The following is a 13,851-nucleotide window of genomic DNA, read 5'->3' as shown; positions in this document are numbered from 1 at the left end:
GGCACCGCAGGGATCGTAAGAAGAAACGACTCTTGTACGGGGCGGCGGCTGCTGTCGTCGCCACCGCCACCATCGGATCCATCGCAGTCGCCTCGCCGGGCCTCCTCGGCGTGACGGGCGACGGCAAGCCCGGGGGGGACCCTTCCCTCCAGACGCAGTTCGCAAACGCGGCCCGTGAGTTCGATGTGCCGCAGAGCGTGCTGATGGCGGTGTCGTACCGCCAGACGCGGTGGGAGTCGCACGAGGGGCAGCCGAGCACCACGGGCGCGTACAACGTCATGGGGCTGACGAAGGTCGACCCCGAGGACGTGGAGCAGGACACGGACGAGCACCTGCTCGACCTGATGAACCGGAGCGGCGACCCGCGCGTCGAGAAGCGGTTCGACGGGAAGAAGGCGCTGGCCGCCCTCCCCGAGGCGAAGACGAAGATCGACACCTCCGACCCGACGCTGCACACGCTCGACAAGGCCGCCGAGCTGATCGACGACTCGACCGAGTCCGTGCAGAACGACACCACCGCCTCGATCCGCGCCGGTGCCGCGCTCCTCGCCGAGTACCAGAAGCAGGCCGGCGCCGAGCTGTCCGACGACCCGGGCGCCTGGTACCCGGCCGTCGCCCGCTACAGCCAGTCCGAGGACCGGAAGGGCGCCGACCTCTTCGCGAAGCGCGTATTCGAGTCCATCCGGACGGGTGAGCGGGAGATCACCGCTGACGGTGAGCAGGTCGTCCTGCCGGCGGACCCGTCGGTGGAGCCGGTCAAGCCGTCGAACGTGCCGCTGGCGGCGAGCTTCACGGCCACCAGTGAGACCCCGGCGGTCGAGTGCCCCTCCGGCCTCGCCTGCGCCTTCATCCCGGCCGCCTACTCGCAGAACGACGGCAACTACAACATCGCGAGCCGTGGCACGAACGGCTTCGACGTCCGCCAGATCGTCATCCACGACATCGAGGGCAACCACGACGGAGCGGTCTCCGTCTTCCAGAACCCGCTGAGCTACGCCAGCGCCCACTACATCGTCCGCGCCGACGGCCGCGTGACGCAGATGGTGGAGACCAAGAACGAGGCGTACCACGCCGGCAACAAGACCCTCAACATGCACTCGATCGGCATCGAGCACGAGGGCTACGCCATCAAGGGTGACGCCGGCTGGTACACCGAGCCGGAGTACGAGTCCTCCGCGGCCCTCGTGAAGTACCTGGCCGCGAAGTTCTCCATCCCGCTGGACCGCGAGCACGTCATCGGCCACGACGACGTGCCGAGCATCCTGGACAGCAAGATCCAGGACCACTGGGACCCGGGCCCGTTCTGGGACTGGAACCACTTCATGAGCCTGGTGGGTGCCCCCACCGGTGCCGGCGGCGCGGGCGGCCCGCTCCAGGCCGGTCAGCTGGTGCGCGTCGTCCCGCCGTTCACCTCGGCCAACCAGCAGCAGATGAAGTACACGGAGAAGGTCGGCGACCAGTACGTCACCAAGACCACCGCGGCGCTGCCCGTCAACTTCGGCTACCTCTACTCGGAGCCGGTGGCCGACCAGACCAAGGCGCTGACCGACCCGTACTTCACCTCGGGCTGGCAGTTCGGTTCCAACTGGGCGAACAAGGTCACGGCCGGCAGCACCCACGTCGTCGCCGAGTCCCGGACCGACTGGACCGCCATCTGGTACGGCGGCCAGAAGGCCTGGTTCTACAACCCCGGCGGCCAGTACACGGCCCCCGTGGACGTGAAGACGGCGATCACCGCCAAGGACGGCGCCACCTCGATCCCGGTCTACGGCCGCGCCTACCCCGAGGACGCCGCCTACACGGGCACCGGCGTCCCGGTCCAGGCCAGCAACAGCGCGTCGCTGACGAAGTACAGCCTCCCGGCCGGGCAGCTGTACGTGAAGGCCGGCGACCCGGTCCCGGGCGACTACTACTACAGCGCCTACAACACCGACGGCACCCGCGTCGTCGGCACGACCAACATCTTCATCCCGATCCGCTACAACCACCGCATGGCCTGGGTGAAGGCGAGCGACGTCAAGGAGGTCGCCACCAAGGCGCCCGTCTCCGCGACCAACCGCTACAACCTGCTCGCCCGTGACACCTCCGGTGTCCTGTGGCAGTACCAGGGCAGCGGCAGCGTCTCCGCCCCCTACCTGACCCGGTACCGGATCAGCGCCGGGTGGAACACGTACAACACCGTGACCCCGATGACCGCCCTGCGGGCGGACGGCACCGGCGACGTCATGGCCCGGGACACCACCGGCGTCATGTGGTACTTCCCGGGCAGCGGGAACCCGTCGATGCCGTTCAAGTCGAGGATCAAGGTCAGCGCGGGCTGGCAGATCTACGACCGCATGGTGGGCGTCCGCGACATCACCGGCGACGGCAAGGCCGACCTGCTGGCGCGCGAGCCCTCGGGCAACCTGTGGCTGTTCAAGGGCACCGGCACCCCCGCGACGCCGTTCGCCGCGCGGGTGAAGGTCAGCGCCGGCTGGACGATCTACAACCAGCTGGTCGGCACCGGCGACCTGACCGGTGACGGCAAGCCCGACGTCATGGCGCGCGACACCTCCGGCAACATGTGGATGTTCAAGGGCACCGGCACGAGCACGCTCTTCTCCCCCCGGGTGAAGATCAGCGCGGGCTGGCAGACCTACAACAGCCTGGTCGGTCCGAGCGACCTGACCCGCGACGGCAAGGTCGACTTCACCACCCGTGACAGCACGGGCGTGCTGTGGACCTTCCCGGGCACCGGCTCCAGCACCCCCTTCGCGCCGCGCGTGCGGGTCGGCGGCGGCTGGCAGATCTACAACCTGATCTTCTGATCCCACGGATCACCTGATCATTCGGGGTCCGGTCCGCACCGTCCACGGTGCGGACCGGGCCCCGTTCCCGTGCCCGGCTGCGTTACAGTGCTCGCATGTACGCGCACGCGAACCAGAACTGGTGGTGGACCGCTCATCCGGCGGCCCACTGATCACGCGTACACCGACAGACACGCGAAGGCCGCCCGAGGGGCGGCCTTTCTCGTACCCGCGAGGCCGTTCCTCTCCGATCCGAAGCTCCCGGAAGGAACACGCCCCTCATGGACCTCTCCCGTCTCCTCGACGACTCCTGCCCTCCCTTCGCCCTGCTGCGCCGCCGCACCCCCGGCCGTGACCACGACACCGTCGAGGTGCTGATCGGCCGGGTCCACGAGGCCGAGCGCCTCGCGGAGCTGCCCGTGGGCCCGATGCCGACGCTCGCCCTCGTGCCGTTCCGGCAGATCCGGGAACGCGGCTTCGACGTGCGGGACGACGGCACCCCGCTCTCCGTGCTCGTCGCCGACGAGGCGTACGAGCTGCCGCTCGCCGAGGCCCTGGCCGCGCTCCCCGCCCATGACGTACGGGTGGAGGGCGGCGGATTCGACGTCTCGGACGAGGCGTACGCGCAGACCGTGCGGCGGGTCATCGACGAGGAGATCGGCTCCGGCGAGGGCGCGAACTTCGTGATCCGGCGCACCTACACCGGCGAGATCCCGGGCTTCGGGCGCGCCGACGCGCTCGCCCTGTTCCGGCGGCTGCTCGCGGGCGAGCGGGGCGCGTACTGGACGTTCGTCGTGCACACCGGGGAGCGGACGCTCGTCGGGGCGAGCCCCGAGGTGCACGTCCGGATGTCGGGAGGGACGGTCGTGATGAACCCGATCAGCGGCACGTACCGCTACCCGGCCGGGGCCGCTCCGACCGCCGAGGACCTGCTCGCGTTCCTCGCCGACCGCAAGGAGACCGAGGAGCTCTCCATGGTGGTGGACGAGGAGCTGAAGATGATGTGCACGGTGGGCGACATGGGCGGGGTGGTGGTCGGGCCGCGCCTGAAGGAGATGGCCCATCTCGCGCACACGGAGTACGAGTTGCGGGGCCGGTCCTCGCTCGACGTGCGGGAGGTGCTGCGGGAGACGATGTTCGCGGCGACCGTGACCGGGTCGCCGGTGCAGAACGCCTGCCGGGTGATCGAGCGTCACGAGGAGGGCGGCCGGGGGTACTACGCGGGCGCGCTCGCCCTGCTCGGCACGGACGGGAACGGCGCGCAGACGCTGGACTCCCCCATCCTCATCCGTACCGCCGACATCGCCGCCGACGGCCGGCTGCGGGTGCCGGTGGGGGCCACGCTCGTGCGGCACTCGGACCCCGCGGGCGAGGTCGCCGAGACCCACGCCAAGGCGGCGGGCGTCCTCACGGCCCTGGGGGTACGGGAAGGGCGGCCGGCCGACCCGTCGGCGCCGGTGCCGCCGCGCCTCGCCGACGACCCCCGGGTGCGGGCCGCGCTCGACGCGCGCCGCGCGGACCTCGCGCCGTTCTGGCTGAAGATGCAGGCCCGCTCGGCCGAGCTGTCCGGGCACGCGCTCGTGGTCGACGCCGAGGACACCTTCACGGCGATGCTGGCGCACGTCCTGCGCTCCTCGGGCCTGGAGGTGTCGGTGCTCCGCTACGACGAGCCGGGGCTGCGGGAGCTGGCCCTCGCCCACGAGGGCCCCGTGGTGCTCGGGCCCGGGCCCGGGAACCCGTCGGACGCCGCCGACCCGAAGATGCGCTTCCTGCGCGGCCTGACGGCCGAGCTGGTGCGGGACCACCGCCACGGACTGCTGGGCGTCTGCCTCGGGCACGAGCTGATCGCGGCCGAGCTGGGCCTGGACATCGTCCGCAAGCGGACCCCGTTCCAGGGGGCGCAGCTGCGGATCGACCTCTTCGGGCAGGAGCAGACGGTCGGCTTCTACAACAGCTTCACGGCGCGGTGCGACGACCGGACGGCGACGGAGCTGGCGCTGCACCGCATCGAGGTGAGCCGGGACGCGGAGACCGGCGAGGTGCACGCCCTGCGCGGGCCGGGCTTCGCGGGCGTGCAGTTCCACCCGGAGTCGGTGCTCACGACGGACGGGGCCGCGCTCGCCGCCTCCCTGCTCGCGGGTGTGCTCGTCTAGGAGGCCCTCGGTACCAGGACGTTCTCGCTGCGCCGCCCGGCGACGTGGTCGAGGACGTTCTGGACGGTGGCGTCGATGATCTGGCCGACCGCGTCGACCGTGTAGTACGCCTGGTGGGAGGTGACCACCACGTTCGGGAAGGTGACCAGGCGGGCCAGGGTGTCGTCCTCGACGACCTCCAGGGACCTGTCGAGGAAGAAGAGCCCGGCCTCCGCCTCGTACACGTCCAGGCCGACCCCGGTGAAGCGGCCCGCGCGGAGCTCGGTGACGAGGGCCTCGGTGTCGACGAGGCCGCCTCGGCTGGAGTTCACCAGGATGGCGTCGTCCTTCATGGCCTTGAGGGCGGCGGCGTCGACGAGGTGGTGGGTGGCCTCCATGAGCGGGACGTGGAGGCTGATGAGGTCGGCCTCGGCGAGGAGCCGCTCCTTGTCGACGTACTTCATGCCGAGTTCCACGCAGGCGGGGTTCTCGGCGACGTCCCAGCCGAGGAGGTTCATGCCGAAGCCGTGGGCGATGCGGGTGAAGGCCTCGCCGATCTTGCCGGTGCCGAGGACGCCGACGGTACGGCCCCGCAGGTCACGGCCCATCAGTCCGTCGAGCCGGAAGTCGAAGTCGCGGGTCCGGTTGGAGGCGCGGACGATCCGGCGGTTGACGGCCAGGGCGAGGGTCCAGGCGAACTCGGCGACGGAGTGCGGCGAGTAGGACGAGACCCGGGCGACGGTGAGGCCGAGGCGCTCGGCGACCTTCAGGTCGATGTTGTTGAAGCCCGTGGAGCGCTGGGCGATCAGCTGGGTCCCGCCGGCCGCGAGGGTCTGCAGGACCCGGTGGTTCAGGTCGGCGTTGACGCTGGTGGAGACGGCCTCGTAGCCGGCGGCGATGGGGGCGGTGTCCTCATCGAGGAAGACGTCCAGGCAACGGACCTCGTGGTGTCCCGCGAAGGCCTTCTCGAGGAGCGGCTTCTCGTCAGCCTGCACGCCGAATGCCAGGATCTCCACGGGATTCCCCTCATCGTCACGATGGGCCGCACATGCGCGAGTACGCGAATATCGCGAATATACGACCCTTCGTCCCTTCCGGCGCCTCAGGCGTCGTCGAGGCCGCGCTCGATGGCGTACCGGACGAGCTCCACCCTGTTGTGCAGCTGGAGCTTGCCCAGGGTGTTCTGGACGTGGTTCTGCACCGTGCGGTGCGAGATGACCAGGCGCTCGGCGATCTGCTTGTAGCTGAGCCCCTTCGCGACGAGCCGTAGGACCTCCGTCTCGCGCTCGGTCAGCTGCGGGGCCTTCGGCTCGTCGCCGCCGGCCGCCGGGGCGGGCTCGGAGGCCAGCCGGCGGTACTCGCCGAGGACCAGTCCGGCCAGGCCCGGCGTGAAGACGGGGTCGCCGACGGCCGTCCGGCGGACCGCGTCGATCAGCTCCTCCGTACTGGCCGACTTGAGGAGGTAGCCCGTGGCGCCGGACTTGACCGCCTCCAGGACGTCGGCGTGCTCGCCGCTCGCCGAGAGGACGAGGACCCGCAGCTCGGGCCGGCCGCCGACGAGCTCCTTGCAGACCTGGACGCCCGGCTTGACCGGCAGGTTCAGGTCCAGGACGAGGACGTCGGGGCCGGCCGCGACGGCGCGGCGCACGGCCTGCTCGCCGTCGCCGGCGGTGGCGACCACGTCGAAGCCCGCCTCGGCGAGGTCGCGGGCGACCGCGTCCCGCCACATCGGATGGTCGTCGACGACCATCACCTTGATCCGCTGCTCGCTCACTTCTCCCCTGCCTTCCCCCGTGGGACCTTCAACTCGACTTCCGTGCCCTGACCGGGGACCGAGACCAGCTCGGCCGTGCCGCCCAGATCCCGCAGTCTCCCCCGGATGGAGAGGGCGACGCCCATCCGGCCCTCGCCCTCCGCCTGTGCGAGACGGCCCTCCGGGATGCCGGGGCCGTCGTCCCGGACGGTGACGATCACCTCGTCCGGCCAGTCCTCGATCAGGATCCACGCGTGCGCGTCCTCGCCGGCGTGCACCCGGACGTTGTCCAGGGCGGCGCCGACGGCGGCGGCCAGCTCGCGGCCTGCGGCCGGCGGCAGCAGGACCGGGGCGCCCGGCTCGGAGAGCGTGACCCGGGCCCCGGCGCGCGGGGCGAGCAGGACGCGGAGGTCGACGGGGGCGTCCGCGTCGGCTTCGTCGTCGACGTCCACGACCCGGACGACGGCTCCCTCGGACTCGTCCTCGGAGACCAGGCTGGGCCGGCTGAGCCCGCCCGCGACGAGGGTGCGGAGGGCGATCTCCTGCTCCCCCGCCATCCGGCCGAGCTCGGCCGCCTCGCCGCCGAGCGCGCTGCCGCGCCGCTGCACCATCGCGAGGACCTGGAGGACGCTGTCGTGGATGTCGCGGGCGAGCCGCTCCCGCTCCCGGGTCGCGGCCTCGATCTCCAGGGCGCGGGCGAGGGTGCGCTCGGAGGCGCGGGCGACCTCGACGACGTAGCCGATGGCGATGGAGGCGACCCAGACGAGGAGCACGTTGTGGAAGGTGTCCCGGCTGGGGTGGCCGCGCTCGACGATGTTGGCGACGGCGACCAGGGAGGAGGCGACGCCGGCCCAGCGCCAGCCGCCCTTGATGGCGTAGGCGAGGACGGAGCCCGCGGTCCATATCGACGGCAGGGTGGGGCCGTCGACCGACTGGGCCTGGGCGTCGGCGAGCGGGGTGAGGAGGATGCCGACGAGGGCGATGGTGAGGTCGGCGACGAGGAAGCGCTTGGTGCAGCCGGCCGCGTTCGCCACCTTGGGAAGGGTGGCGAGGGTCCAGCAGCACAGCACCGCCAGATAGCCGACGGCGATCCAGGGCCGCTCGTACCCGCTCCGGCCGAAGGCGAACAGCAGGACCGCGTAGACCATCGTCAGGATGCGGTAGCCGGTCAGCGCCCGCCACAGCGGCTGCTCGACCGACATGCGCACGACACGCTCGCGCTTGGCCATCTCCCCCACCCCCGGGTCCCCGCGGGGACCTACGCGCCGGACTCTTCCCGAGCGGCGATCTCGGCCTTGACGGCCTCCTTGGCCGCCTTCTCCGCCTCCGCGATCTGCCGCTTGGCGGCCGTCGCGTAGATGTCGACGTACTCCTGGCCGGACAGCTTCATGATCTCGTACATGACCTCGTCGGTCACCGAGCGGAGGATGAAGCGGTCCCCTTCCATGCCCTGGTAGCGGGTGAAGTCCAGCGGCTTGCCGATCCGGATGCCCGGACGCATCAGCTTGGGGACGACCTTGCCGGGCGGCTGGATCTTCTCGGTGTCGATCATGGCGACCGGGATCACGGGCGCGCCGGTGGCCAGGGCGACGCGCGCCAGACCGCCGGGCTTGCCCCGGTAGAGGCGCCCGTCGGGCGAGCGGGTGCCCTCGGGGTAGATGCCGAAGAGGCCGCCGCCCTCGATGACCTCGATGCCGGCCTTGATGGCGGCCTCGCCCGCGCCGCGGGCACCCGAGCGGTCCACCGGGAGCTGGCCGACGCCCTTGAAGAAGGCGGCGGTGAGCTTGCCCTTCACACCGGGGGTGGTGAAGTACTCGGCCTTGGCGATGAAGGTGACCTTGCGGTCCAGGACGGCGGGCAGGAAGAAGGAGTCCGAGAAGGACAGGTGGTTGCTCGCGAGGATCGCAGGCCCCTCGGCGGGGATGTTCTCCAGACCCTCCACCCAGGGCCGGAAGGCGAGCTTCAGGGACCCTCCGATGGAGAACTTCATTGCGCCGTAGATCAACTCGCCATGCCTTCCGTGTGCCGTGGCGACGACTTTATCCCGTACCGGCGCACGGCCCCGGCTACGGCCCTGGTCGGTGTCGGTCCGGTCGCGTACGGTGAAGGTCCTTCCCCACATTCCGTCGCTCCGGCGCACCCGAAGACGCCGGAATCGCAACGAACAGGAGACCCCGGTGCCGGTCCTTCCCGGAGCCGAGCCGTACCGCCACGAAGGCGGAGAGGTCGGCGTCCTTCTCTGTCACGGATTCACCGGTTCCCCGCAGTCGATGCGTCCGTGGGCCGAGTACCTGGCCGAGCACGGCCTGTCGGTGTCGGTGCCGCTGCTGCCGGGCCACGGCACCCGCTGGCAGGACATGCAGCTCACCACCTGGCACGACTGGTACGCGGAGGTGGACCGGGCCCTGCGCGAGCTCCTGGAGCGGTGCCGGACCGTCTTCGTCTTCGGCCTCTCCATGGGCGGGGCCCTCACGCTGCGGCTGGCCGCCCAGCACGGCGACGTGGTGCGCGGCATCGTCCTGGTCAACCCGGCGAACAAGGTGCACGGCCTCGCCGCGCACGCGCTGCCCGTCGTCCGGCACCTGGTCCCCTCCACGAAGGGCATCGCCAGCGACATCGCCAAGGAGGGCGTGACCGAGCTCGGCTACGACCGGGTGCCGCTGCACGCCGCGCACACCATGCGGCGGCTCTTCCGGACGGTGGACGCGCAGCTCCCCCAGGTCACCCAGCCGGTGGTACTGCTCCACAGCCCTCAGGACCATGTCGTGCCGCCCGCCGACTCGGCCCGGATCCTCTCCCGCATCTCCTCGACGGACGTCAAGGAGATCCTGCTGGAACAGAGCTACCACGTGGCGACGTTGGACCATGACGCGGAGCGGATCTTCGACGAGAGCCTGGCCTTCGTCGAGCGTCTGGCCCCGGAACTGGTCGACGGGAAGGGGAGCAGGAGCGGTGGCTGAGCAGCAGGACGGCCCGGAGCGGGAGCCGCAGCCCATCGACGAGGAGGCGGCCTGGGCCGCGATCGTCGCCGGGTACGGCGAGGAGCCCGCGGACCCTCCGGGGGCGAAGCCGTTCCGGCCCGTCGAGAACCTGTCGCTGCCCGAGCCGGAGGACGGGGAGGACGGGGCCGCCGGGGAGGTCCGGCCCGTGAAGAGCACGGCCTGGAAGCCGAGGCCGAAGCCCGCGGAGCCCGCGCCGGAGGACGGCGGGACGGAGGAGGACCCGGAGGAGGGCCCCGAGCGGCCGGCGCTCGGCAGCTCGATCGTGTTCGCGCCCGGGGTGCGGACGGGCGGCCCCCGGGACTACTCGCCGGACGAGCCGGACGACGCGGCGGGCGGCGCCGACGAGGGCCACTTCGTCCCGCCGGAGCCGCCTCCGCTGCCCGAGGCGGACACCACGACCAAGTTCGCCTGGCTCGCGGTCGTCGGCGGCCCGGTCCTGATGCTGGTCGCCGTCCTGCTCCAGTGGGACATGACCTGGTGGCTGACGACGCTCTGCGTGGGCGGCTTCCTGGGCGGCTTCGCGACCCTGGTGACCCGGATGAAGCACGACGACGACGATGACGACGGCTTCGACGACCCGGGCCGCGGGGCGGTGGTGTAACCGCCGGGCGCCCCTACGCGGCGGGGACGCGGACCGCGGCGAGCACCGGTAGGTGGTCCGTGGCGGCCCGCAGGTCCGTCGGGTCGAGGTCCGTCGGGACTCCGCAGCCGAGGAACTCGATGCCCGGGGTCGCCAGGATCGCGTCGATGCGCTGGTGCGGATCGGCGGGGGTCGAGGTGTACTCGCCGCCCCAGGGGCTGACCGCCCAGCCGTCCTGGAGCTCCTTGGTGAGACGGGTGAAGGCGGGGCCGTCGGGGCGTTCGTTCAGGTCGCCGGCGACGAGGGCGTGCGGGGTGCCGAGGGCGGCGACCCGGTCGAGGACCATCCCGGCCTGGGCGTACCGCTCCTCCTTCCGCAGGCTCAGATGGCAGCTGACGAGACCGAGCCGGGCCCCGGCGAAGCGGACGACCGCGGTCGCGAGGCCGCGCCGGTGCAGGCCCGGCGTCAGCGGCAGCAGGACGTCCTCGGTCCGCTCCACGGTGGCCCGCAGGGAGCAGAGCAGGAGCGGCCCGGCCGCGGTGGCGCCGCCGCTCAGGACGACGAGTTCGCTCTTGGCGGCGAGCCGGGCGGCGTGTTTGCGCCAGCGGAAGAAGCGGGGGGCCTCCTGGACGAAGACGAGGTCCGGGGCGCAGGCGCGGATCACCCGGGCGAGGGCGTCCTCGTCGTCGCGCATCGAGCGGACGTTGTAGCTCAGGACCCGGAGGACGGCCGAACCGTCGCTCTCGGTGCGGGAGTTGGGCAGCTCACTGATCGCCATGACGGCCAACATACGACGACCGCCCGTCGTGTCCCTGGGGACGCGACGGGCGGTCGTCGTATGGCTCCGTACGAGGGGTCAGCCCTGGCGGGCCAGGTCCGCGGCGCCGACCAGGCCGGCCTTGTTGCCGAGCTGGGCCGCGAGGACCTGCGCGTGCGGACGGTACCGGCCGCCGATCAGCCAGCGCCGGAAGGACTTGCGGATCGGGTCGAGGACCAGCTCACCCTCGTCGGAGACGCCGCCGCCGACGATGAACGCGGACGGGTCGAAGAGCGAGGCCAGGTCGGCGAGACCGGCGCCCGCCCAGCGGGCCAGCTCGCGGAAGGAGTCGATGGCGACCTTGTCGCCCGCCCGGGCGGCCTCGCTGACGTGCTTGCCCTCGATGCCCTCGGGGGTGCCGTCGCCGAGTCCGAGGAGCACCGTGGCGTTCTCGGGGGTGGCGGCGGCGCGCTGCTTGGCGTACCGGACGAGCGCGCGCCCGGAGGCGTACTGCTCCCAGCAGCCCTGGCTGCCGCAGCCGCACAGCAGACCGTCCGGGACGACCCGGATGTGGCCGAACTCGGCGGCCACGCCGAAGCGTCCGCGGCGCAGCTTGTTGCCGATGATGATGCCGCCGCCGAGGCCGGTGCCGAGGGTGATGCAGATGACGTCCTCGTGACCCTGGCCGGCGCCGAAGCGGTACTCGCCCCAGGCCGCCGCGTTGGCGTCGTTCTCGACGACGACGGGCAGACCGACCCGCTGCTCGACCTTGTCCTTGAGCGGCTCGTGCCGCCAGTCGATGTTCGGCGCGAAGAGGACGGTGGCACGCTTGTCGTCGACGTAGCCCGCGGCTCCGATGCCGACGGCCTCGATCGAGTGGCCCTTGCCGGCCTCGGACACGGCGGCGCAGATGGCGTCGACGATGCCTTCGGGGGTCGGCGGGGTGGGCACGGTGTGCGTGTCGAGGATGTTGCCCTCCTCGTCGACCACGCCGGCCGCGATCTTCGTGCCGCCGATGTCGACGCCGATGGTGAGTCCCATGTGTCCCTCAGTTTTCGGTCGAGCCCCGCTAAGGCCCACCGTACCCGAGGGGAGGTGCCCCACCGATCAGTCGAGGTCGATGTGCTGGCCGGTTCCGGGCCCCTCGTCGTCCTTGCGGGGGACGTCCGGGTCCGCCTCCCGGCGCGGGTCGTCCTCGGGTACGGCACCGCCGCGGGTCCAGCGGCTCTCGTGGCCCTCGACGGCGGAGCGGTAGGCGGCGAGCAGCTCGCTGCCGGCGGCGGCGAGGTGGTCGAAGACCTGCGGGTTGCGCTCGATGACGGGCTCGACGGCGGCCTTCGCCTGGTTGACGAGCTGCTGCACGGTCTGCGCGGCGGTCTGCGCGGCCCGGCCGCCGAGGAGCGGGTTCCCGAGGCCGCCGGAGACCTTGTCGGCCACGGCCTCGAAGAGCCTGCGGAACTCCTCCGCGGGCGAACCGGGCTCGGCCGCGCGCTGCGCCCGGCGGCGGGCCTTCTCCGCCTCCAGGTCCTCGGCACAGGCCTTGGCCCAGGCATCCGAATCGCTCATGGCGTACTCCTCAGTGGCTGCGTACTTCGACGGTACACGCCGCCTCAGGGGGTGCGGGGCCAGAGCCCGGGGTCGGGTGTGAAGCGCACCCGGAGGTCCCCCTCGACGAGTCCGGCGCCGGTGACCGTGCAGCGGCGCAGGGCGCCCGGCAGCGGGACGCCGCGGCGGAACGCGCCGACGGTCAGGAGCAGTTCGTCGCCGCGACGGACGAGCGAGAGCTCCTCCTTGACGGCCCCCGGCAGGGGGATGTGCCAGACGAGGACACCGTCCTCGTCGCGCCGGTCCTCGACGGTCCACTCCGGTACGGGGGCGGGGACCGGCTCGGGCCGGACGGGCGCGAGGAGGACCAGGTCCTCGGCTCCGCGCGGGGCGCGGCCCAGGTGCGGGAGCTCGTACAGCCCGTCGGTGGCGGTACGGAGCTCCGCGAGGTGCCGGTGCTGTTCGGCGGTGAGCCCGGCCAGCCACGGGTCCTCGGAGCCGGCCGGAAGGATCCGGTTCGCGACGACGGCGTCGAGGGCGAGGCGCTGGACGGCGAGGCCGAGCCGGGCGGTGCGCAGGGCGCGGGCGGCGGCGGGGCCCGGTTCGAGGACGAGGCGGACGGTGGTGGCGGGGGCCTCGACGACGGCCTGGGCGGCGGCGAGCTCGGCCTCCCAGCGGGCGGTCGTCTCGAACAGCCACTGCGCGGGCATGGGGACGCCAGCGAGCTGGGCGAGCATCGGGCGCAGGGCGCGGGCGGCCTGGCGCTCCGGCGGCAGCAGGCGGCGCAGATAGCGGCGGAGCTGCGCGGGCAGAGCGAGGAGGGCGAGGGCCTCGTCGAGCGGGGGCAGGTCGACGACCGCGAGGTCGTGGTCGCCGGCGGCGGCGTCGCGCAGGGCCCGCAGCAGGGCGAACGGGCGGCTGCCGGGGAGCTCGGTCAGCTCGGCGTCCTCGAAGGGCGCGGCGCCGAGCAGGTCGAGGGCTGCGGAGGAACGGGCCTGGAGGGCGAGGAACTCCCGGCGGAAGTCGGCGCCGGGGTCGGGGCGGAGGGTCCGGAGGCCCTCGATCGGTTCCGCGTCCTCGGAGACGAGCAGGACCCGGCGGCCGGCCCGCGCCTCGGCGAGGGCGGTGGCGGCGGCGAGGGTGGTGCGTCCGGCGCCGCCGGGGCCGGTGACAAGGATGATCCGCATGCCGCGGAACGTTACCGGCCCCGCGTGACGCCCCCCGTTGCGGGCAGCCGTTCCGCCGGGCCGGCGCCCACCCGCCCCCGTTGCGGGCAATCGTTCCGCCGGGCTGGCG

At 72.5% G+C, this 13,851-nt stretch carries 13 protein-coding genes; 5 read left to right on the top strand and 8 right to left on the bottom strand.

All coding sequences use genetic code 11. From position 1 onward, the window contains the following. The first annotated feature begins 32 nt into the window (after positions 1–32). The 3 genes from BLW86_RS27485 to BLW86_RS27480 all read left to right on the top strand — a co-directional run bounded on the left by BLW86_RS27485 (position 33) and on the right by BLW86_RS27480 (position 4,939). Positions 33–2,807 carry an N-acetylmuramoyl-L-alanine amidase gene (locus BLW86_RS27485; RefSeq protein WP_256341449.1) on the top strand — a complete coding sequence of 925 codons (2,775 nt, stop codon included), beginning with the start codon at positions 33–35 and terminating at the stop codon, positions 2,805–2,807. A 95-nt stretch (positions 2,808–2,902) separates the two neighbouring features. After that, positions 2,903–2,959, top strand: a complete 57-nt coding sequence (locus BLW86_RS44090) for a trp operon leader peptide (protein WP_371129679.1) — start codon at positions 2,903–2,905, stop codon at positions 2,957–2,959. Positions 2,960–3,067: 108 nt separating this feature from the next. After that, positions 3,068–4,939 carry an anthranilate synthase family protein gene (locus BLW86_RS27480; RefSeq protein WP_093876518.1) on the top strand — a complete coding sequence of 624 codons (1,872 nt, stop codon included), beginning with the start codon at positions 3,068–3,070 and terminating at the stop codon, positions 4,937–4,939. Here BLW86_RS27480 and BLW86_RS27475 read toward each other — a convergent pair. From BLW86_RS27475 to BLW86_RS27460, 4 genes are all read right to left on the bottom strand, one after another. Beyond that, on the bottom strand, positions 4,936–5,934 hold the full coding sequence (locus BLW86_RS27475) for a 2-hydroxyacid dehydrogenase (RefSeq protein WP_093876517.1): 999 nt from the start codon (positions 5,932–5,934) through the stop codon (positions 4,936–4,938). The genes BLW86_RS27480 and BLW86_RS27475 overlap by 4 nt on opposite strands. Before the next feature lie 86 nt (positions 5,935–6,020). Then, positions 6,021–6,668, bottom strand: coding sequence for a response regulator (locus BLW86_RS27470; RefSeq protein ID WP_030693942.1), 648 nt, complete (start codon positions 6,666–6,668; stop codon positions 6,021–6,023). Positions 6,669–6,688: 20 nt separating this feature from the next. After that, positions 6,689–7,900 (bottom strand): MacS family sensor histidine kinase, encoded by a 1,212-nt coding sequence (gene macS / locus BLW86_RS27465; protein WP_093878903.1) that lies wholly within the window; start codon positions 7,898–7,900, stop codon positions 6,689–6,691. A 29-nt stretch (positions 7,901–7,929) separates the two neighbouring features. Continuing rightward, complete coding sequence (locus BLW86_RS27460; protein ID WP_174518248.1) at positions 7,930–8,676, bottom strand: lysophospholipid acyltransferase family protein; 747 nt, start codon at positions 8,674–8,676, stop codon at positions 7,930–7,932. A gap of 172 nt (positions 8,677–8,848) precedes the next feature. Between BLW86_RS27460 and BLW86_RS27455 the strand changes: the two genes are divergently transcribed. Continuing rightward, positions 8,849–9,631 carry an alpha/beta hydrolase gene (locus tag BLW86_RS27455; protein WP_093876516.1) on the top strand — a complete coding sequence of 261 codons (783 nt, stop codon included), beginning with the start codon at positions 8,849–8,851 and terminating at the stop codon, positions 9,629–9,631. Further along, entirely contained in the window at positions 9,624–10,274 is a 651-nt protein-coding gene (locus tag BLW86_RS27450) for a hypothetical protein (protein ID WP_093876515.1), read from the top strand. Before BLW86_RS27455 ends, BLW86_RS27450 begins: the two co-directional genes overlap by 8 nt. A gap of 13 nt (positions 10,275–10,287) precedes the next feature. Here the strand turns inward: BLW86_RS27450 and BLW86_RS27445 are convergent, their stop codons facing one another. The 4 genes from BLW86_RS27445 to BLW86_RS27430 all read right to left on the bottom strand — a co-directional run bounded on the left by BLW86_RS27445 (position 10,288) and on the right by BLW86_RS27430 (position 13,742). Beyond that, positions 10,288–11,031, bottom strand: coding sequence for an endonuclease/exonuclease/phosphatase family protein (locus BLW86_RS27445; RefSeq protein WP_093878902.1), 744 nt, complete (start codon positions 11,029–11,031; stop codon positions 10,288–10,290). Between the two features lie 78 nt (positions 11,032–11,109). After that, complete coding sequence (locus BLW86_RS27440; protein WP_093876514.1) at positions 11,110–12,051, bottom strand: ROK family glucokinase; 942 nt, start codon at positions 12,049–12,051, stop codon at positions 11,110–11,112. A 66-nt stretch (positions 12,052–12,117) separates the two neighbouring features. After that, positions 12,118–12,576 carry a DUF5304 domain-containing protein gene (locus tag BLW86_RS27435; RefSeq protein ID WP_093876513.1) on the bottom strand — a complete coding sequence of 153 codons (459 nt, stop codon included), beginning with the start codon at positions 12,574–12,576 and terminating at the stop codon, positions 12,118–12,120. Positions 12,577–12,620: 44 nt separating this feature from the next. Continuing rightward, positions 12,621–13,742: an ArsA family ATPase gene (locus BLW86_RS27430; RefSeq protein WP_093876512.1), complete on the bottom strand. Its 1,122-nt coding sequence runs from the start codon at positions 13,740–13,742 to the stop codon at positions 12,621–12,623. Between the last annotated feature and the right edge of the window lie 109 nt (positions 13,743–13,851).

It is taken from the genome of Streptomyces sp. TLI_105 (genome assembly GCF_900105415.1).
Lineage (GTDB): Bacteria > Actinomycetota > Actinomycetes > Streptomycetales > Streptomycetaceae > Streptomyces.
Note: the sequence above shows the minus strand (reverse complement) of the source record. Positions and strands in the feature narration are given on the sequence as shown.